General features: G+C 73.2%; 19 protein-coding genes. 9 read left to right on the top strand and 10 right to left on the bottom strand.

Annotation, left to right across the window (positions count from 1 at the left end; genetic code table 11):
- The first annotated feature begins 193 nt into the window (after window positions 1–193).
- Window positions 194–973, top strand: coding sequence for a hypothetical protein (locus AB0469_RS29275; RefSeq protein ID WP_366454447.1), 780 nt, complete (start codon window positions 194–196; stop codon window positions 971–973).
- A gap of 293 nt (window positions 974–1,266) precedes the next feature.
- Window positions 1,267–1,650, top strand: a complete 384-nt coding sequence (locus tag AB0469_RS29270; protein WP_366454446.1) for a hypothetical protein — start codon at window positions 1,267–1,269, stop codon at window positions 1,648–1,650.
- Window positions 1,651–1,696: 46 nt separating this feature from the next.
- Here the strand turns inward: AB0469_RS29270 and AB0469_RS29265 are convergent, their stop codons facing one another.
- Entirely contained in the window at window positions 1,697–2,359 is a 663-nt protein-coding gene (locus AB0469_RS29265) for a TetR/AcrR family transcriptional regulator (protein ID WP_366454445.1), read from the bottom strand.
- Window positions 2,360–2,531: 172 nt separating this feature from the next.
- Here AB0469_RS29265 and AB0469_RS29260 point away from each other — a divergent pair, with 172 nt between their 5' ends.
- On the top strand, window positions 2,532–4,268 hold the full coding sequence (locus AB0469_RS29260) for an amidase (protein WP_366454444.1): 1,737 nt from the start codon (window positions 2,532–2,534) through the stop codon (window positions 4,266–4,268).
- A 78-nt stretch (window positions 4,269–4,346) separates the two neighbouring features.
- Here AB0469_RS29260 and tsaD read toward each other — a convergent pair whose 3' ends face one another.
- Both tsaD and AB0469_RS29250 read right to left on the bottom strand, forming a co-directional pair.
- On the bottom strand, window positions 4,347–5,405 hold the full coding sequence (gene tsaD / locus AB0469_RS29255) for a tRNA (adenosine(37)-N6)-threonylcarbamoyltransferase complex transferase subunit TsaD (protein WP_366454500.1): 1,059 nt from the start codon (window positions 5,403–5,405) through the stop codon (window positions 4,347–4,349).
- A gap of 303 nt (window positions 5,406–5,708) precedes the next feature.
- Window positions 5,709–6,449, bottom strand: coding sequence for an MFS transporter (locus AB0469_RS29250; RefSeq protein WP_366454443.1), 741 nt, complete (start codon window positions 6,447–6,449; stop codon window positions 5,709–5,711).
- 258 nt (window positions 6,450–6,707) lie between these two features.
- Here AB0469_RS29250 and AB0469_RS29245 point away from each other — a divergent pair, with 258 nt between their 5' ends.
- The 3 genes from AB0469_RS29245 (at window position 6,708) to AB0469_RS29235 (ending at window position 9,675) form a co-directional block, all read left to right on the top strand.
- A complete protein-coding gene (locus AB0469_RS29245; protein WP_366454442.1) occupies window positions 6,708–7,511 on the top strand; it encodes a hypothetical protein in 804 nt (267 codons plus the stop codon).
- A gap of 135 nt (window positions 7,512–7,646) precedes the next feature.
- Window positions 7,647–8,348 carry a sigma-70 family RNA polymerase sigma factor gene (locus AB0469_RS29240; protein WP_366454441.1) on the top strand — a complete coding sequence of 234 codons (702 nt, stop codon included), beginning with the start codon at window positions 7,647–7,649 and terminating at the stop codon, window positions 8,346–8,348.
- Between the two features lie 226 nt (window positions 8,349–8,574).
- Entirely contained in the window at window positions 8,575–9,675 is a 1,101-nt protein-coding gene (locus tag AB0469_RS29235) for a serine hydrolase domain-containing protein (RefSeq protein WP_366454440.1), read from the top strand.
- Here AB0469_RS29235 and AB0469_RS29230 read toward each other — a convergent pair.
- From AB0469_RS29230 to AB0469_RS29210, 5 genes are all read right to left on the bottom strand, one after another.
- Window positions 9,672–10,160, bottom strand: coding sequence for a hypothetical protein (locus AB0469_RS29230; protein WP_366454439.1), 489 nt, complete (start codon window positions 10,158–10,160; stop codon window positions 9,672–9,674). The genes AB0469_RS29235 and AB0469_RS29230 overlap by 4 nt on opposite strands.
- Window positions 10,161–10,350: 190 nt before the next feature.
- Entirely contained in the window at window positions 10,351–10,698 is a 348-nt protein-coding gene (locus AB0469_RS29225; protein WP_366454438.1) for a VOC family protein, read from the bottom strand.
- 26 nt (window positions 10,699–10,724) lie between these two features.
- The gene (locus AB0469_RS29220; RefSeq protein ID WP_366454437.1) at window positions 10,725–11,390 is read right to left on the bottom strand and encodes a response regulator transcription factor; all 666 of its coding nucleotides are present in this window, start codon (window positions 11,388–11,390) and stop codon (window positions 10,725–10,727) included.
- On the bottom strand, window positions 11,387–12,493 hold the full coding sequence (locus AB0469_RS29215; protein ID WP_366454499.1) for a histidine kinase: 1,107 nt from the start codon (window positions 12,491–12,493) through the stop codon (window positions 11,387–11,389). The genes AB0469_RS29220 and AB0469_RS29215 overlap by 4 nt, the downstream gene beginning before the upstream one ends.
- A 107-nt stretch (window positions 12,494–12,600) precedes the next feature.
- Window positions 12,601–13,125 carry a hypothetical protein gene (locus tag AB0469_RS29210; protein ID WP_366454436.1) on the bottom strand — a complete coding sequence of 175 codons (525 nt, stop codon included), beginning with the start codon at window positions 13,123–13,125 and terminating at the stop codon, window positions 12,601–12,603.
- Between the two features lie 133 nt (window positions 13,126–13,258).
- Here AB0469_RS29210 and AB0469_RS29205 point away from each other — a divergent pair, with 133 nt between their 5' ends.
- Window positions 13,259–13,747, top strand: a complete 489-nt coding sequence (locus AB0469_RS29205) for a DUF427 domain-containing protein (RefSeq protein ID WP_366454435.1) — start codon at window positions 13,259–13,261, stop codon at window positions 13,745–13,747.
- 142 nt (window positions 13,748–13,889) lie between these two features.
- Window positions 13,890–15,317, top strand: a complete 1,428-nt coding sequence (locus AB0469_RS29200; RefSeq protein ID WP_366454434.1) for an MFS transporter — start codon at window positions 13,890–13,892, stop codon at window positions 15,315–15,317.
- 228 nt (window positions 15,318–15,545) lie between these two features.
- Here the strand turns inward: AB0469_RS29200 and AB0469_RS29195 are convergent, their stop codons facing one another.
- Window positions 15,546–16,388, bottom strand: a complete 843-nt coding sequence (locus AB0469_RS29195) for a methyltransferase domain-containing protein (protein WP_366454433.1) — start codon at window positions 16,386–16,388, stop codon at window positions 15,546–15,548.
- 218 nt (window positions 16,389–16,606) lie between these two features.
- Window positions 16,607–17,221: a TetR/AcrR family transcriptional regulator gene (locus AB0469_RS29190; RefSeq protein ID WP_366454432.1), complete on the bottom strand. Its 615-nt coding sequence runs from the start codon at window positions 17,219–17,221 to the stop codon at window positions 16,607–16,609.
- 157 nt (window positions 17,222–17,378) lie between these two features.
- On the opposite strand from AB0469_RS29190, the gene AB0469_RS29185 reads away from it, so the two are divergent.
- A complete protein-coding gene (locus AB0469_RS29185) occupies window positions 17,379–18,506 on the top strand; it encodes a hypothetical protein (protein WP_366454431.1) in 1,128 nt (375 codons plus the stop codon).
- Window positions 18,507–18,582 lie beyond the last annotated feature (76 nt).

Below are 18,582 nucleotides of genomic sequence, written 5' to 3'. Positions count from 1 at the left end.
CGCTGATGCACTCCGCGTGCGGTCGGCCTTTCGACACGTCCCGGGGCGGCTCGCTGTCACCGGCCGCAGCGGCGCCGGAGGCGGCCGCGTCGCGGTCGACCGGGGCCACGATCGTCCGAGGCCCACGGCCAGGATCGCACCACACCTGCAGCCGGCCCGCCGACCGCCCGTGGCGACGCCATAGCCTCGGCCTGTGACCGACCGCGTCAGCTGGAGGAAGTGCCCTCACCCCGACGGGCTGCCCCACCATCAGGAGCTCCTCGAAGGTACGGACTGGAGATCGCTCGCCACCCCCTACGGGACGGGCGAATCCCTGCCGGCCGCCCCGGCGCGTCTCCTCGACCCCGACCCGGCCGTCAGGGCGGCCGCCGTCAACGAGGTGAGCAATGAGGTGGACCACCAGAACACCATCTACGAAGCCACCGTGCCGGTGGCTCTGTACTTCGCAGCCATCCTCAACCATCCGGCCACCGAAACGGGCGACCTCGACCACGACGCGGGCGTGCCGTCACGCCATCCCACCCGCGCGTCGCTGCTGAACAGGCTCGGCGCCACCGCCTACGACGCCGAATACCTTTTCGGCGAAGGTTTTCTCCAGGCATGCCCGGACACGCGCGCCTTTCGGAGCCTGCGCCCGGCTGTCTACTCCGCGGTTCAGCCGTTCCTCGGCCATGACCATGCGAAAGTGCGCGACGAGGCCCTCGTCGCAGCCATCCCCCTCACAGAGGACCCCGGGCTCACCCCACACCGGGCCGAGCTGGTCGAACACGCCCGTAGCCTGCTGACCACCAGCACCCACCGCTACCACCGCGACCGCGCCCTGCATGCGCTCGACGCCTGGGGTCACGACGCCAGTGACCTGGAGAACGCGAACGACGTCGCGTCCCGTGAACTGCAGGCGCGCCTGGACGATTTCGACTACCGGTGGGCGGACGACGGGGCAGGCGGCGGCACCGGCGATCCGCCGTTCTGACACGGGGCCTCAGGCCTCACGGCTCCCTACCCGTCGGCTGCGACTCGGCGGGGCGACGCCACCGGAGCCGTGGGAGTCGGCGCCCCGCACCCGTCGCCCCCACCGACTCCGGCGCCGGCCCAGCCGGGAGATGTCCGGGATTGGGCTTGGCCATGGCGGTCGTCCGGGCGGAGGCTTGGCCCGCCGGCAAGGTGGGCCGCTCGTGACGCCCCGTGCGCGTGCTGTTGTGCGGGGCGCCGCTCTGGCGTCGCCCCCTCCCCCGCCCATTCGGTCATCCTTCAGAGGAGAAGAAGATGAAGCGTGGATTCGCCGTCGGTACGGCCACCCTGGTCCTCGCGTGCGCGGGCCTCGCGGCCCCGGCCGCCAGTGCTCACGCCCAGACCGGGTCAGCGGGCTTCGGGCCCCTGGGCGGATGCGGCGCCAGGAAGGACGTGCACCTCAACGGCGCCGAGGCACATTGGACCGTCACCTGCAGCTCGGGCAACAAGGTGTCGATCAACGGCTGGGTGAAGGACACCAACGGTTCCGAAGACGGCCAGTGTGCGCAGGTGTACGCGCACTTCCCCTACAGCGGCCTCGACAAGTCCACCGCCCTCGCATGCGGCAACGGCCAGAGGCTGGACTTCATATGGTCGAGTTCCGGCAACAGCGTGGACGCGTATCTGCGCGAGGTGTGAGGACCTCCCCGGCTGCCGGGACATCGGCTGGTGGCGGCTTCCGCCGCTACCCGGCCTTCGGGCACGGGCCCGGAGGGGCGGGGCGCAGTTCGCGTTCGAGGGCGGACAGGGCGAACGCGTGCGCGGAGGCTTGCTGCCAGCGGGAGCGTCCGAACATCACGTCCTCGGCGAGGCCGCTCAGCATGGCCACGGCCCGGACGGTGAACTCCGGGAGGTCGACGTCGGCGAAGTGTCCCAGGTCCCGTCCCTCACGGAGGATGGCGTCCAGGCGCTCGTCCCAGCCGTCGAGCAGCTCGGTGAGGATGCGCCGTCCCGTTTCGTCGTGGCGCTGGGCCAGTACCTGCGTCCACAGCGCGTAGCGCTCGTCGCCCTGGTGGCGGGGCAGGTAGAAGCGGACGAACAGGTCCAGCTTCTCGGCGGGCGAGGCCGCCCGGTCGGCGGCCTGCTGGAACCGGGCCCAGAGGTCCGTCTGGCTCCACACGAGGACCTCCAGCAGGAGCCGGTCCTTCTTCCCGAAGTGGTAGAGGATGTGCCCGGTGCTCATGCCCGCCCGCGCGGCGATGTCCGACATCCGCAGGCCCGCCGTCCCCTTCTCGGCGATGAGGCCGATGGCCGCCCTCATCGCCCGTCCCCGCGCCTCGTCCCCGCTGGGCTGGCGCTTCCTGTCGATCGGGGCGGGCAGCCCGGGCCCGGTCTCTGACGTCGGCATGAGCTCACTTTCGGTTCCGGGAATCCAGGTCACAAGTCTAGGTACTCCACATCTAGATTTTTGGTCTAGACTGAAAATCTAGTCAGGATGAGGAGAGCGGGGCGGCCGTGTGCGGCGGCCGCCCCGCCGGCCGGTGGCCCCCTGTCCTACCCACCACCCAGGAGACACCCTCATGACGCGCGGATTCGATGTCGTGGAGACCCGTATCGCCGACCTGCGCACGGCGCTGGAGAAGGGCGAGACCACCGCGGTCGGGCTGCTCGACGCCTACCTCGCCCGGATCGACGCGTACGACCGGCCCGGCACGGCCACCGCCCTCAACGCGATGGTCGTGATGAACCCGGACGCCCGCGCGGAGGCGGAGGCCTCCGACGCCCGCCGTGCGCGCGGCGAGGCGCTCGGCCCGCTGGACGGCATCCCCTACACCGCGAAGGACAGCTACCTCGCGAAGGGGCTCACGGCCGCGTCCGGCTCCCCGGCGTTCGAGCGACTGGTCGCCCAGTGCGACGCCTTCGCGATCGAGCGGCTGCGCGCGGGCGGGGCCGTCCTCATCGGCCTGACCAACATGCCCCCGATGGCGAACGGCGGCATGCAGCGCGGCGTGTACGGCCGGGCGGAGAGCCCGTACAGCGCGGACTGGCTGACCAGCGCCTACGGCTCGGGCTCCTCCAACGGCTCGGGCACGGCGACGGCGGCCTCCTTCGGCGCGTTCGGGCTCGGTGAGGAGACCTGGTCCTCGGGCCGCGCCCCCGCCTCGAACAACGCGCTCTGCGCCTACACCCCCAGCCGCGGCGTGATCTCGGTCCGCGGGAACTGGCCGCTCGTCCCGACCATGGACGTCGTGGTCCCGCACACGCGCACCATGGCCGACCTGTTCGAGCTGCTCGACGTGATCGTCGCCGACGACCCGCAGACGCGCGGCGACCTGTGGCGCGCCCAGCCCTGGGTGCCGCTTCCCTCCCCCTCCCAGGTGCGCCCCGTCTCCTACCCGGCCCTCGCGCCCGCCGACGCGCCGGCCGCGTCCGCGGCGCTCGCCGGCAAGCGGGTCGGTGTGCCCCGGATGTACGTCAACGCGGACCCCGACGCCGGAACCAACCCCGACGGGGGCATCGGCGGCCAGACCGGACAGCGCATCGACACGCGCCCCTCGGTGATCGCCCTGTGGGAGGCCGCGCGCCGCGACCTGGAGGCCGCCGGCGCCGAGGTCGTCGAGGTCGACTTCCCCGTGGTGACCAACTACGAGTCCGACCGTCCCGGAGCGCCCTCGCTGCTCACCCGCGGACTGGTCAGCCGCGCCTACCTCACCTTCGAGATCGAGGACCTGTCCGCCTGGGCCTGGGACGACTTCCTGCGCGCCAACGGCGACCCCGCGCTCTCCACCCTGGCCGAGGTCGACGGCGCCGCCATCTGGCCCAAGCAGGAGGGCGAGCTGCCCGACCGCTACGACGGCTTCGACGACACGATCGGCGACTACCCCCGCTTCGTGCGCGAGCGCCCGTACGCCTCGCTCGCCGACATGCCGCACCTCGAACAGGGCCTGCGCGGACTCGAGGAGACCCGCCGGGTCGACCTGGAGCTGTGGATGGACGGGCTGGGCCTGGACGCGGTGGTCTTCCCCGCGGTCGCCGACGTCGGCCCCGCCGACATGGACGTCGACACGGCCTCCGCCGACCTCGGCTGGCGCAACGGCGTCTGGGTCGCCAACGGCAACCTCGTCCCGCGCCACCTCGGCATCCCGACCGTGACCGTGCCCATGGGCACCATGGCGGACACCGGCATGCCCGTCGGCCTCACCTTCGCGGGCCGCGCCTACGACGACAACGCCCTGCTGACCCTCGCCGCCGCCTTCGAGAAGACCGGCAGCCGCCGCACCGAGCCCCCGCGCACGCCGCGCCTGCCGGCGCAGTGACCCGATGCCCCGGGCCGACCGCGTCAGCCGACCGCGCGAGCGGCCGGCCGGCCGGCCCGGGGGCCGCACCAGGGCCCTTCAGGCCGCCCGGACGGCGGGTCGGGCCCGCGGGGTCAGGGACGCGTAGTGCAGGGGGGCGGACGGGTCGACCGACACGTCCAGCGGGGCCGGTTCGGCGCCGGAACGGACCAGGAGGTCGCCCACGGCCGCGATCATCGCACCGTTGTCGGTGCACAGGGTCATCGGCGGCACGCGCAGCTCGATGCCCGCGGAAGCGCACCGCTCCTCCGCGAGGGCCCGGACGCGGGAGTTGGCGGCCACGCCGCCGACCACGACCAGGGTCTTCACGTCGTACGCGGTGCAGGCCGCCATGGCCTTGCGGGTCAGGACGTCGGCCACGGCTTCCTGGAGGGCGGCCGCCCCGTCGGCCACCGGCACCTGCTCGCCGCGCAGGCGGTGCTGCTCGACCCAGCGGGCAGCGGCGGTCTTGAGGCCGGAGAAGGAGAAGGCGTACGGGTCGTCGCCGGGCCGGGTGAGCGGGCGCGGGAAGGCCACGGCCTCGGGGTTCCCGTCCCGGGCGGCCCTGTCGACGGCGGGCCCGCCCGGGTACGGCAGGCCGAGGATCCGGGCGGCCTTGTCGAAGCACTCGCCGGCCGCGTCGTCGAGGGTGTCGCCCAGGTGCAGGATCGGCTCGCGCACCAGGTCGCGGACGAGCAGGAGCGAGGTGTGCCCGCCGGAGACGATCAGCACCACGCACGGCTCGGGCAGCGGCCCGTGCTCCAGGGTGTCGGCGGCGACGTGCCCGGCGAGGTGGTGGACACCGTACAGCGGCACCCCGGCCGCGTAGGCCAGGGTCTTCGCGCCGGCCAGGCCGACCTGGAGGGCCCCGGAGAGGCCGGGGCCCGTGGTGACCGCGACGGCGTCGATCCGGCCGAGCCGCAGTCCGGCCTGGTCGAGGGCCTGCCGGACCACGGGGTTGAAGGCATGCAGGTGGGCACGGGCGGCGATCTCCGGCACCACCCCGCCGAACCGGGCGTGCTCGTCCATGCTCGACGCCACCACGTGCGCGAGCAGCTTCCCGTCCTGCACGATGCCCGCGCCGGTCTCGTCGCACGACGACTCGATCCCCAGCACCACCGGTCCGCCCACAGCTCCTCATTTCTCTTGCCACCCATCTGCACCTGCAATATATGTGCAAGAAGCCGTCCGATGGTTCGTGCGGGAACTCCCCGGGCGCCGGTTACGACTACGCCTCCGGCAGTTCCCCGGAGGACGGCCGCCCCGGCCGCGGACGCCGGGAGCTCAGCCGCACAAGGACCCAGTACCTGGAGTACCCATGGCCGGAAGCCAGCCCGGAGGCCGCGAGCACGCACCCGGCAGGAGGTGGGCGCCGATGCCCGGCCCGTCCCGGTGCGGCCCGCTGCATCACCAGCACCCTCGTCACGGCATTGCCGGAGACGGCGAACACCCCCACGGCGACGGCCCCGGCCCACACCAAGGGCCCCACGGCCACCGCCGCCGCGAGGAGCACGGCCGCGCCGAGCGCTCCGCAGGCGAGCCACCCGGGAAGCCACTCGGCCCGGCCGGGACGCGCTGCCCCTCGACCATCCGACCCGGCCCGCGATTGCCCGTCGCGCCCAACACCGCGACCAAGGCAGCGGCCGCAGTCGGCCCCAGCCCCAGTTCCCGCGGGCCGAACAGCGCGAGACAGGTGTTCACCGAGGCGATGCCGCAGCCCGGGAACAGCGAGAACACCGCGAGCCAGGCGACCGTGCCCCGCGGGACGAGTGAGGTGCGCGGCCCGCCGACGGAGACCGGCGGGTCGACGGGCAGGGTTCGCGCCGCCCGCAGCCCGGTGGCGAGAGCCGCACCGGCCGCCGCCCACACCGCGCCCCTCCACCCCAGCCCCGAGGCCAGGGCCGCGAGCGGCAGCCCGGCCGCGAACGCCCCCAGCTGGACACCGGACTGCTTCATGCCGGTGACCGCACCCCTGCGGGCGGGCGGCACCGCCGCGAGGATCGCCCTGTCGGCCGCCGGGTTCGCCGGCGCCTGCGGCGCCCCGCCCAACGCGACCGCGCCCAGCAGCAGTCCGGCGCCGGGAGCCGCCCCGATCAGCGCGAGCGCCACCGAGGAGACCAGGAGCAGCGCCACCAGCGAGCGCCGGGGCCCGAACCGGTCCACAATCCGGCCGTCTGCCCGGGATTCCGTCCCTTCGGGCACGGCAGTCGCTGCTTCCTCCGCTGGCACAACCGTCTCCTTCTGAGGTCGCCACAACTCCCGGATGCGCAGTCAGTCGGTCGCGCCCCCCTGCCGGTTCCCGCGTCTCCCAGTGGCCTGCACCACACGTCCCGGGTCCGGAGCAAGAACCGGACGGGCCCCACTCACCTCGTGCGCACCCCGGTGCACGGCGCACGACGAGGGTGCGAGGATGAGCCCGCCATGACACCAGGCCACTGTTCCCGAGCCGTACGGGCTGCGATGTTCGCAGCCCTGTGCGTGGTGCTCGCGGCCACCGGTCACGTGCTCATGTCGGGAACTCCCCTGCCCGGGTGGGCCTTGGCCGGCGCGTTCGCCGGCGCATCCGCCCTCGCCTGGTCCCTGGCCGGCACCGAGCGCGGGCTCCGCGCCGTCACCACGGTCGCGGTCGCCGTCCAGGCCGCGCTGCACGCCGGGTTCTCCCTGGTCCAGTCCCTCACGCGACCGCTTCCGGCGGGCCGGTCCTTCGCCGAGCAGTGGGCGCAGTACCTGACCTGCGGGGATACGCGGATGTCCCCCTCCGAGGCCGCACGCCTCGTCGACGACGCCGGCCTCGGCGGCATGGTGCACCAACCGCCGCCCGGGACAGCCTCGTTGGCGGACGCGGGCGCCCACGCCCACCACGCCCTCCACGGCATGCCGGACGCCATGCAGGGTGCGCCCGGGATACCGGGTGCAGCCGTGCCGGATGCGCACGCCATGGCCGGCATGTCGACGTCTGCGTCCGGAATGCTGGCGGCGCACCTGCTGGCCGCCGTCGTCGCGGGACTCTGGCTCGCCTACGGCGAGCAGGCCGCCTTCCGGCTGCTGCGCACCTTCACGGCATGGCTCTGGACGCCGCTGCGGCTGCTCCTCGCCCCGTCGCCGGTACCGCACCGGCCGCCACCGCGCGCTCGCCGCAGGCGGGACCACAGCCCGCTGCGGCAGCTGTTCCTGATCGACGTCATCACCTCACGGGGTCCGCCACCGGGAACCGCTGTCATCTGACAGCCGGCTCCCCGAGCGCGCGCAGGTGATCCCCGGTCGCGCCTCGGGCATCGGCCATGCCCTCCGGCAGGCCGTACACCTCACCGGCCCGCCGACCGCGGCGCCGGACACCACACGCGTAAGGACCTTGTGGCGATGACCCCTGCCCTGAGCACCCGCCAGGATTCCGCCGCGCCGAAAACGGCCCGGCACACCCCCGGCAGCGACGAAGCCGTCACGCGGCTCGCGCTCGCCGCACGCGACGGCGACCCCGACCACACCGACCGCTTCGTGCGCGCCCTCCAGCGCGACGTCTGGCGGTACGTCGCCTTCCTCAGCGCCGACGCCCAGGCGGCCGACGACCTCACCCAGGAGGTCTTCCTGCGCGCCCTCCCCGCCCTCCGGCGTTTCGAGGGGCGCTCCTCCGCACGCACCTGGCTGTTGTCCATCGCCCGCCGCACCGTGGTCGACAGCATCCGCCACGCCGCCGCCCGTCCCCGGCTGTCGGACCACCAGGACTGGCAGGCCGCCGCCGAACGGGCCCAGTCCTGCGGCGTCCCCGGATTCGAGGACGGCATCGCCCTCGCGGAACTCCTGAGGGCCATCCCCGCCGAGCGTCGCGATGCCTTCGTCCTGACCCAGCTTCTGGGCCTGCCCTACGACGAGGCGGCCACCGCCATCGGCTGCCCGATCGGCACGGTCCGCTCCCGGGTGGCCCGTGCCCGTACCTCGCTCACAGCGCTCCTGAGGGAGGCGGAGACGCCTTCGGCCGACCGGGAGGACCGGGCGTCCCGGGAGTGGAGCCAGGGGCGCGTCGTCGTCCGGCCGGCCCGTGCGGAGGCGGCGCTGATCGGCTGAGTCGCGGGCGGGGAGGGCGAAGCGCCGGCGCGCGCCCTCCCCGTGGCCCGTCGGCGTCCGGCCCCGAAGCTGTCGACGCATTCGGCCTCCGAGCCGTGATGTGTCAAGGGGGGTGGCCGCCCTCCCGTTCGGGGGCCAGGGGCAATGATCTCGCAGCGGTGTCCTGGAAGAGTCGGTGTCAAGCAACCGACCGGCCCGTCAGGGCCGGTGACCAGGGGGAAGACTCATGTACCGCAAGCGCGTCGCCGCCGCAGTCCTGCTCGCCTCAGCGATCGTCGGAGCGGCCGTGCCCGCGGCGTCGGCCCGGTCGGCAGACCCGGTGCAGCGGCAGCTCGACCTGCTCGTCAACAGCGACGGTGTTCCGGGCGCCCTGGCGTACGACGGCAGGACCACCCGCACCTCCGGTGTCGCGGACAGCGCGTCGGGGCGGCCCATGGTCGATGCGAGGGGGCGGATCCGGCTGGCCAGCGATACCAAGGCGTTCACCGCGGCAGCCGTGATGCGCCTGGTGGTGGACGGCCGGGTCCGACTCGACGACCGCGCCGGCCGCTACGTGCCGCAGCTCGCCGAACGCCCCATCACCGTCCGGCAGTTGCTCAAGCAGACCAGCGGGCTGCCCGAGTACACCACGCTGGTCGACTGGACCCGGGCCGGCACACCGGAGGAGTATCTGGCCCTCGCGCTCAAGGAGAAGCCGGTCTTCGACGCCGGTACCGACTGGGGATACTCCAACACCAACTACCTGGCACTCGGCATGGTGATCGACAAGGCGTCGGGAGTCGGCTTCCGGACGTACATCGAACGAACGGTCCTGCGCCCGCTGCACCTGGACGACACCTACTGGCCCGCCCCCGGCGAACTGTCGCTGCGCGGGCCCCACGCCCGCAACTACGGCGTCAACCCGGCCGCGCCGGAGGCCGGCCGGGTTGACGTGACCGATCTCCCCGGTTACGAGTTCGGCGCATCCGGCGGCCTCGTCTCCACGCCCGAGAACCTCAACGCGTTCTGGGACGGGCTGTTCGGCGGCCGCCTCCTGCCCGACTGGGCGCTGCGCCAGATGACCCGGGACACGACCGAGATCGGCGGGCGCGACGTCTACCCGGCCGGCAGCCGCTACGGCTACGGCATCGCCTCGATCCCGCTCAGCTGCGGCGGCGCGTACTGGGGCCACGGCGGCGATCTGCCCGGCAACTCGGTCGGCGGAGGCCGCGCCACGGCAGGCCGCGGGACCGTGACCGTGTACACCACGACGTGGGCGGCGGAGGGCGAGAGCCTGCGTCACCTCCAGGGGGCGGTGGACGCGGCCCTGTGCGCGAAGCGCCGCTAGGACCCGCCTTCGCCGCCGCGCCGCGTTCCGTGGGCAGGGGCCGTCAGGGTGCCGCAGTGGCCCCAGCCCGAGGTGGCGGACGTGGAGGCGACCTGTCCGTTGAACTGGACGCAGGTGCCGCGGGCGTCGAGGCGGACCGGGCCGGCGTAGTACTTGTAGTCCGGCCTGCTGTCCCAGTCGCCCTTGTTGTCGCTGGCCCGGAACAGCCCCACGGCGATGAGCTGCGGGGTGCCGATGCCGCTCTTGGGCACGGTGTAGGCGCAGTTCTGGCCGGTGGCGGCGTTGTAGTAGAGGTAGGTGTACCCGGTCGCGAACTCCAGGGTGTCGACCTTGGTCCCGTCGCAGACCGGTGCGGCGGCCCGTGCGGAACCGGCCGCACCGATCACCTGCCCCGTCAGGGCGAGGACGGCGGCGGCCGCCGCCACCGCGCCCCGCCGGATCAGTTCGCCCGTTCCGTGCCGCGCCACGCGTGATCGGGAAGACACGTTCACCACTCCTCGTCCTGGAGGCGACAACGTCGCGGCATTCCCTCACGCGGCGCCGGAGGCCGCAAGACGCCTCCGGCACCCGCGGCCGCACATGACCGGAATCAGGTGGAGGTGGGGCCTGTTCCGGCAGGTGCCGCCTTCCCGGGCGGCGGGGCGGCTCCCCCTCGGGACGCGCTGCTCGCGGCCTTCAGCGGTGGCCCAGTACGTTGACCACCCGGCCGTTGGGGTCGCGGACGAAGAACCGCCGCACCCCCCATTCCTCGTCCTGCAGGGGGTGGACGATCTCCGCGCCGCTCTCCCGCACGGCCGCGTAGGCCGCGTCCACGTCGTCCACTTCGACGCTCATGTCGGGAGTGACGGGTGCGGTCCTGTCCGCGGCCATGAAGCTGATCTGCGCCGTCGGACTGGACGGGGAGGCGAGCGTCATGATCCAGCCGTGGTTCATGACCTCCTCGAAGCCGAGCAGGCCGTAGAACTCCCGGCTCTCCTGGACCGCCTCCGAGCGGACATTGGGTACGACGCGGCGGACGGACATCGGCGACTCCACTCCCCAGTGACGGGTCAGGCCAGGCCCGAGGCGATGGCGCGGCGGACGGCGTCCGCCCGGTCGCGGATCCCGGCCTTGGCGAACAGGTTGTTGATGTGCGTCTTGACGGTGGCCTCGCTGATGAAGAGCCGCTCGGCGATGCCCCGGTTGGGCAGGCCCTGGCCGATCAGCGCGAGGACCTCGCGTTCGCGGGGGGTGAGGTCTTCGGGCAGGGGCCGCCCGGGCGAGGGCTCCTTGGCCCTGGCGGTGGCGAGGAGGCGGTCCTGGACCTCGCGGTCGAGTACGGACTGGCCGGCGGCCGCGGCCCGGATCGCGCGGGTGATGTCCCGGCGTCCGGCGTTCTTGGTCAGGTAGCCGCGGGCTCCCGCTCCCAACGCTCCGAGGATCGAGTCGTCGTCGGCGAAGGTGGTCAGGACGACCACCGCGACCTCGGGGTGCTCCCCGGCCAGCCGGCGGGTCGTCTCGATGCCGTCCATGACGGGCATCCTCAGGTCCATCAGGACCACGTCCACCGGGCCGGCGGCGACGGCCGCCAGCACCTCGGTGCCGTTCGCCGCGGCCGCGACGACCTCGATGCCCTCGGCCAGGGCGAGGACCGCGGCGAGGGGCTCGCGGACGGCGGCCTGGTCGTCCGCGACGACCACCTTCAACGGCTGCTGCTGTGCGTCGGGTCCGGTCATTGCGGGATCACTGCCTCCACTTGCCAGTCGCCCTGGTGCGGGCCTTCGGTGACCGGGCCCGCCGTGAGCGTTCCCCCCAGCAGGGCGACGCGTTCGCGCATGCCGATCAGTCCCATCCCGCTGCCCGCGCCCGGGACCGCGGGGCGGGTGGCGGGGCGGTTGCGGATCCTGAGTACGGTCGATGCCGGGGCGAACCCCAGCTCCACGGCGACGGCTCCCCCGGGAGCGTGCCGGGCCGCGTTGGTCAGCGCCTCCTGGGCGATCCTCAGCAGGTTCTGCACCACCCGGGCGGGCAGCTCGCGCACGGTCCCGGTGACGGTGAGGACGTCCCGGTGGCCCGAGGACGCGAGCATCGAGGCGAGGGTCTCCCGCAGCGGCAGTACGTCCTCGCGCAGGGCGTGCACGGTCCACTGCGCCTGCTTCAGGCTCTCCTTGACGAGGCCGTGGGCCTTGGCGTGGGCCTCCCGGACCTTCTCCAGGTCCCCCGTGTCGATCAGCGCGTCCGCCAGCTCCAGCTGCATGTTGATCCCGGCGAGGGAGTGCGCCAGGACGTCGTGGACGTCCCGGGCGATCCGGCCCCGTTCACTCAGCACGGCGGTGCGCGCCTCGGCGCGGGCGGCTCGTTCGGCCGACTCCGCCGCGTCGATCGCCGCCCGGACGGCCTGCCGCTGGCTGCGGTTGACGATGCCGATCACGACCGGGACGCCGGTGGTGAGGCCGAGGACCCACGGCAGCGCCTCGTGCCCCGGTCCGAGGCGCAGGTACAGCACGGCGCCGCAGAGCAGGCTGCAGACCGCGGCCAGGACGAGGGCGGGCCTGGTGTCCAGCCGGTATCCGATGTGGCCGGCGAGGAAGAAGGCGAAGAGGTACCCCGTCCCGCTGCTGCTCAGGCCGATCAGGGCGGCCGCCGCGACGACCCCGAGCGAGAGCCAGACCAGGGCGAGGCGCGGCGGGACCCGGTGCTCGGGCAGCCGACGGGCCAGCAGCGCGGCGGAGTTGACCGCGAACAGGGCGGCGACGGCCAGGCCCCGGCCGCTCGCTCCCATGGGCCGGATCGTCAGGAGCCCCACGACGACGACCGCGACGGAGACCACCCACTGCACGCGCGGGTCGTGCCCCGGTACGGGGCGCGCGCCCGCACCCCGGCCGGTGTCGTCGCCGGGGTGCGGGGCGCTCGGGTCTGCGGGCACAGGCCGAAGATACGGCACGGTCAGACCGTCGGGGCGGGCGCGGGCAGGGGACGGGCCGTCCGGACCGCCCGACTGCGTACGTAGATCGTGGCCACCCGGGTGACGACCTCGGTGAGTGCCATCAGGACGAAGGCCGTGACCCACGCCTGCTGGCTGGTGATGTGGTGCGCGAGGCTGAACCGGGCGACGTCGTCGGCGCCGCCGCCGTGCTCCACCCAGGTCTGGAACCCCATGCGGGCCCCCATGCCGGCGATCCAGAGGACCGCCGACACGGCGCCGGCCTTGATCAGGAGGTCTCCGTCGAGAGCGCGGATGCGGGTGTGGATCCCCCCGGCGATGCCGAGCGCGGCGCCCACTGCCGTCAGGGCCCCGATCAGGACGAGGTCGTTCCCGGCGGTGGGGACGGAGTCCAGGTACGAGTACCCCACGAAGGCCACGATCGCCAGCGGAAGCAGGAAGGTCCTGTGGTCGAGACGGCCCTCCCGCAGCTGCCGGAAGACGATCAGGACGAGGGCGATGTCGGTGATCCACTCGGTTGCTGTCATGCCCTCCAGCCTGCTGTGATGCCGCCCGCCGCGCCTGGACCCGGGGGTGGAGAAGAGGGTGGAGATCCGGCCGCCCCGGGCCGGTGCATCCGTCTGCGCCGCGAACAGGGAAGTGCCGAGGGAGGTGTACGCGATGAGCGACACGCACGGGCTGCGGCCGCCGGAGTCGGTCTGGGAGTACCCCCGTCCACCGAGCGTGGAGCCGGACGACCGGCATGTGGTGATCCGACACCGGGGAGTGACGCTCGCCGACTCCCGGGCTTGCCGGCGCGTCCTGGAAACGAGCCATCCCCCCGTCTTCTACGTGCCGCGCGACGACGTGCGCACCGACCTGCTGTCCCGGTCACGGACGGAGACCTTCTGCGAGTGGAAGGGCTCGGCCACCTACTGGACGCTCGTCATGGGCGGGGACACCGTCACCGATGCGGCCTGGAGCTATGAGGATCCCGCGACCGGCTACTGGAGGATCGCCCAACACCTGGCGTTCTATCCGGGCCGAGTCGATCTGTGTACGGTCGACGGCCGGCGCGTACGGGCCCAGCCCGGTGACTTCTACGGCGGCTGGATCACGGACGAGATTCAGGGCCCGTTCAAGGGCGGGGCGGGAACCGGTCTCTGGTGAAGCCGACGATCACGAGCGGGCCCGGTTCTCAGCCGTGCGACCGGTCGACGGCCCCGGTCGCGCTGCGGGGAGACCTCCGGCGCACGACCATGGGTCTGGGTGCGCTCTTCGAGGCGGGTGCTCGTGAGCGGAGAGGACGAGCATGGGAACAGAGCCTGGGACGGCCGCCCGGAGGGGGGCGTTCGTCGCCGTCGCCGTGGCCCTGTTCTGCGTGCAGGTCGACTTCTTCGCACTGAACCTCGCCCTTCCCGGCATCGCCCGTGATGTCGACGTGTCGGACTCCGCTGCCCAGTGGACCCTGTCCGCCTACATGCTCGCCATCGGCTGCTTCTTCATCATCGGCGGCAGGGTGGGCGACGTCTTCGGGCGCAGAAAGGCCCTTCTGGGCGGGCTCGCGCTCTTCGTGATCGGTTCCGTCGGCTGCGCGCTCGCACCCGGGCTCGTGGTGCTCGTCGCCGCCCGCGTCGTCCAGGGCGTGGGAGCCGGCTTCGTCTTCCCCGTGTCGGTTTCCGTCATCAGCAACACCTTCACGGAAGAACACCGCGCCCGTGCACTGGGCGCGGTGTTCGGCGTGGCGAACATCGGGACCGCGTGGGGACCGTTCGTCGGCGGCGGGTTCACCCAGGGGCCCGGCTGGCGGTGGATCTTCTGGCTGCTCGCACCGCTGAGCGCCCTCTCACTGGTCATCGCCGTGTTCTTCGTACCGGACTCCCGTGACCCCACCGCGCCCCGGCAGCTCGACCTGATCGGCTGCCTCACCGTGGTGTGCGCGCTCGCGGCCCTCACCCTGGCCGTCGAGCGGGGCAGCGCCTGGGGCTGGGACCACACCCGGACGCTCACCCTCTTCGGCGTCGCGGTCCTGGCCGGCTTCCTGTTCGTGCGGCGGGAGAACCGGATCCGCCATCCGCTCGTCGATCCGAAGCTCTTCCGCAACATTCCCTACGTGCTGGTGACCGCAATGGGCTCGGTCGCCAACATGGGGTATGCCGTGACCGTCTTCGTCGCGACGCTCTACCTGCAAGGTGTCAGAGGTCTCTCGCCCCTGATGGCGGGTGTCGTGTTCCTCGCTCCGGCTGTGGTGGTGGCGCTCTCCGGCCCGCTGGGGGCCGGGCTCGCGCCCCGGATGCGGGCCACTGCCGTCATGGCGCTCGCGGGGGCGGTCGCCGGCACCGGCATGATCGGTCTGACCCTGGTCACCGCCTGGTGGCTCTACGTTCCCGTGTTCGCCTGGTGCGGCCTGGGCCTCGGGCTGGGCTGGACGTTCTCCAGCGTCGCCACCCAGCAGGTCGTACCGGCGGCCAGAGCGGGGGAAGCGTCGGGGGTGCTGCTGACCTTCCTCGTCACCCTGGGCGCCATCGCACTGGCCGCTGCGGCCTCCGCGATCACGGCCATGACACCCGAGGTGCCCGCCGCGGCGGCGTACGACGCGATCCTCCGGTTCGGCGGCTTCGTGATCCTGTCCGCCTCCGTCGTGGTGATGGCCGTCAGGCATCAGCTGGTCCGGCTCGGCAAGCTGCCTCCCCTGTCCATGCGGGCGCCTTGGCCGCCACCGGCGTCGCGGGTGCCGTGATGCCGTGGCCCGCGGAGGCGGTGAGGGCCTGCCTCGGCGGCGGGGTTCCGCCAGGGTGTCGGCGAGCCGGTCGGCGGCGGCCGCCCCCGCGCTCAGAGGTCCTTGGCATCCGGGTAGTGGTGGCGGAGTTCGCTCAGTACCCGCTCGTCGACCGCCCTGACGTCCCACAACGAACTGTCGAACTCGGTCAGGGATCGCCGGATCGCCGGTCCGGCCCCGCCGGCGGCGTCAGCCGGTCTCCGTTCCGCTGCGGCGGGCGGTGACGAGCAGGTACTCCCACTCCATGACCCCGTCCTTCAGTGCGCCGGCCGCCAGGGCGGCAAGGGCCCCGTCCAGGGCGGCGGTCCGCTCGGGGTCGTCGGCGAGGTTCCGGTAGACCGCGATCGTCGGCCCGTAGGCGGCCTTGAAGAACTCGCGGAAGTCCTCCGGCTCGCGGAACGCGTCCACGCGGATCGTCCGCCGGCGTGCCTCGACGTCGGTGACGCGGTCGCCGAGCAGGGCCCGTACGTGCTCCTCCCGCCCCCACAGGGGCGGCGGCTGGGCCCCCGGGGGAGGCGGCGGCGCGTAGGGCTTCATGGTGGCGAACATCTGCCCGATGAACCCCTCGGGGGTCCAGTTCAGCAGCCCGATCGTGCCGCCGGGCCGGCAGACCCGTACCAGTTCGTCGGCGGCCGCCTGGTGGTGCGGGGCGAACATGACCCCGACGCAGGACATCACCGTGCCGAAGGAGCCGTCCTCGTACGGCAGTGCCTCGGCGTCCGCCTCCTGCCAGCTCAGCACGGCGCCGCGCGCCTCGGCCTCCTTCTGCCCCAGGGCGAGCAGCTCGGGGGTGAGATCGGAGGCCACCACGTCACCGCCGGCCAGCGCGGCCGGGATCGAGGCGTTCCCCGACCCGGCGGCGACGTCCAGTACCCGGTCCCCGTCCTTGACCCCGCAGGCCTCGACCAGCGCCGGTCCGAGCGCCGCCACGACCTGTGTGGCGACCGCCGGGTAGTCGCCCAGCGCCCACATCGTCCGGTGCTTCGCCTTCAGTGCACGGTCGGCCTCGCCCGCGTCCGCCGCATCGGTCATGCCGTCTGCCTCCCTCGTCCGTACGGCGGCGATGGCTCCGCCCTCCTCCGAGGATAGGAACCCGGCGGGCCCCCGGCCCGGCGAAACACCGCCGCGGACGGCATCAGCGGAAGGGATGGCCTGGCGCTCCCCCGATGCACGGGGCCCTCCGCGTCAGCCGGGGGGGGTGGAGCCCGGCCCCGGCCCGTGCTCAGGGCCTGCCCGGTCAGTCGGCCCGGTCAGTCGGCCGGCCGGTCGGCCCGGGCCCGGAGGAAGCGGTGCAGGATGAGGTGGAGGGTGGGGAGTTGCTCGGCCGGGTGGAAGGAGGGGTCCGTGGCGGCGCTGGTGTAGAGCGAGGCGATGAGCGCGAGGACCCAGGTGGCCGTGTCGTCCGGATCCAGTCCCGGGTCGATCCGCCCGGTGGCTGCGGCCCGCGTCAGGAGGGCGCTCACCGCCGCGTGTTCGGCGGCGTTGTCTCGGCTCAGCAGCGCCTCGAGCTCCGCGTCGCGGTACGCCTGGACCATGGCCTCCATGACCAGCTGCGGGACGAGCGGCTGCACGGCGGCCTCGGCGAGCAGGTCGACCGTCTCCAGCAGCGCTTCCCACGGGTCCTCGGCCGACCGTGCCCGGGCGAGGCGTTCGGCCTTCTCCTCCCGGTCTCCGTCGAAGACGGCGAGGAAGATCGCCCGCTTGTTCGGGAAGTAGTGGAAGAGGTTCCCGGCGCTCATCGCGACCGCCTTGCAGATGTCGGCGGTCGTCGTGCGCTCGAAGCCCTTGGCCGCGAAGAGGGCGGCCGCGGCGTTCACGATGCGCTGTCGCTGGGCCTGGTGCTTGACCGGATCGACGGTCCTCACGGTTGTCGTCCTTCCCTCGGGGTGTGCGGTGCGGTGCGGGACGGGCGGGTCGGCGCCCCGTCCGCTCCCGTCTCATCCTCACGGATGATTAATAGACCGAGCACTCGGTTTATGTTGGTCCCCTCGCCCCCCGCCCGGCAAGTGAAGGGAACTCTTCGTGGACAGCGCTGCCGCACCCGCGCCCGAGCCGGCCATGCCCCGGAGGCTGTTACCGGTCCTGGGACTCCTCGTCCTCGCTCCGGTCTGCGCCGAGTACCTGATCGGGTACGACCAGATCATCGGTCGCCCGCTGGAGTTGCTGTCCGGCCTGCTCGTCCTGGCCCCGCTCTACGGCACCGTCGCCGTGCTCATCCGCGAGACCGCCCGCCGGACGGGGCGCGGGTGGCCGACGATCCTGCTGCTGGGCGCGGCGTTCGGCCTGGTCGAGGCGGGGCTGGTCGACCAGAGCCTCTTCAACCCCGACTTCGTGGCCGAGCCGTCCTGGGACCAGGAGCGGATGCCGACGTTCCTCCCCGTTCCCGGGGTGAGCGTCAAGCAGCTGCTGGGGTTCGTCGCGGGGCATGTGATCTGGAGCTTCGCCGCGCCGATCGCCGTGGTGGAGGCGTGCGTTCCGCGGCTTGCCGGCCGGCCGTGGCTCGGCCGTGCGGGGACGGCGGTGGTGGTGGTCCTGTACGTCCTGGCGGTGGTCGTGTTCACCCACGAGCACACCCGGACGTTCCTGGCGAGTCCCGTCCAGCTCGGGGTGACGGCGGTGGCCGTGCTCGCGCTCGCCGCTGCGGCCTCCCTCCTGCCGCGCCGGCTCGTGTCCGGGCGGGTCACTTCCCGGCGGGCCGTGTCCCCGTGGGTGGCCGGGGGCGCCGCGGTGGTGCTGCTGGCCGTGCACCAGTTGGCGCCGTCGACCTGGACCGGGACCGCGGTGGACATCGCGGCTCTGGCGCTCGGTGGGGTCCTGCTGCTGTGGTGCTCGCGTGGTGCGGGGTGGGGCGGCCATCATGTGCTGGCGGTCGCCGGCGCGGCGCTGGTGGTCAACGCGGCCCTCTCGTTCGCGGTCGATCCCCTGGGGGAGGTCTCGCTCCCCGTGAAGTACGCCGTGAACACCGCGCTCACGGTCGGGGTGCTGGTGCTCCTGGCGGGGGCGCACCTGCGGGTGCGCCGGGCGGGGAGCCGGGGTGGACCCGGCGCAGGGGCTGCGCCGCGCAGCGGCGTCCGGGCGGGCGCGGTGAGCACGACGAGCGATATACGGAACAGCGGAATTCGCGACGGCCGCACCGGTCAGCCGTCATGAATCCAGTCACAGGGCCATCTTCCACCAAGTAAGTCAAGACTTACTTTCAGGGATCTTCGACCGTATGGTGTGGGCC

The organism is Streptomyces sp. NPDC093801 (assembly GCF_040701585.1).
In the GTDB taxonomy this organism is placed as follows: domain Bacteria; phylum Actinomycetota; class Actinomycetes; order Streptomycetales; family Streptomycetaceae; genus Streptomyces.
Note: the sequence above shows the minus strand (reverse complement) of the source record. Positions and strands in the feature narration are given on the sequence as shown.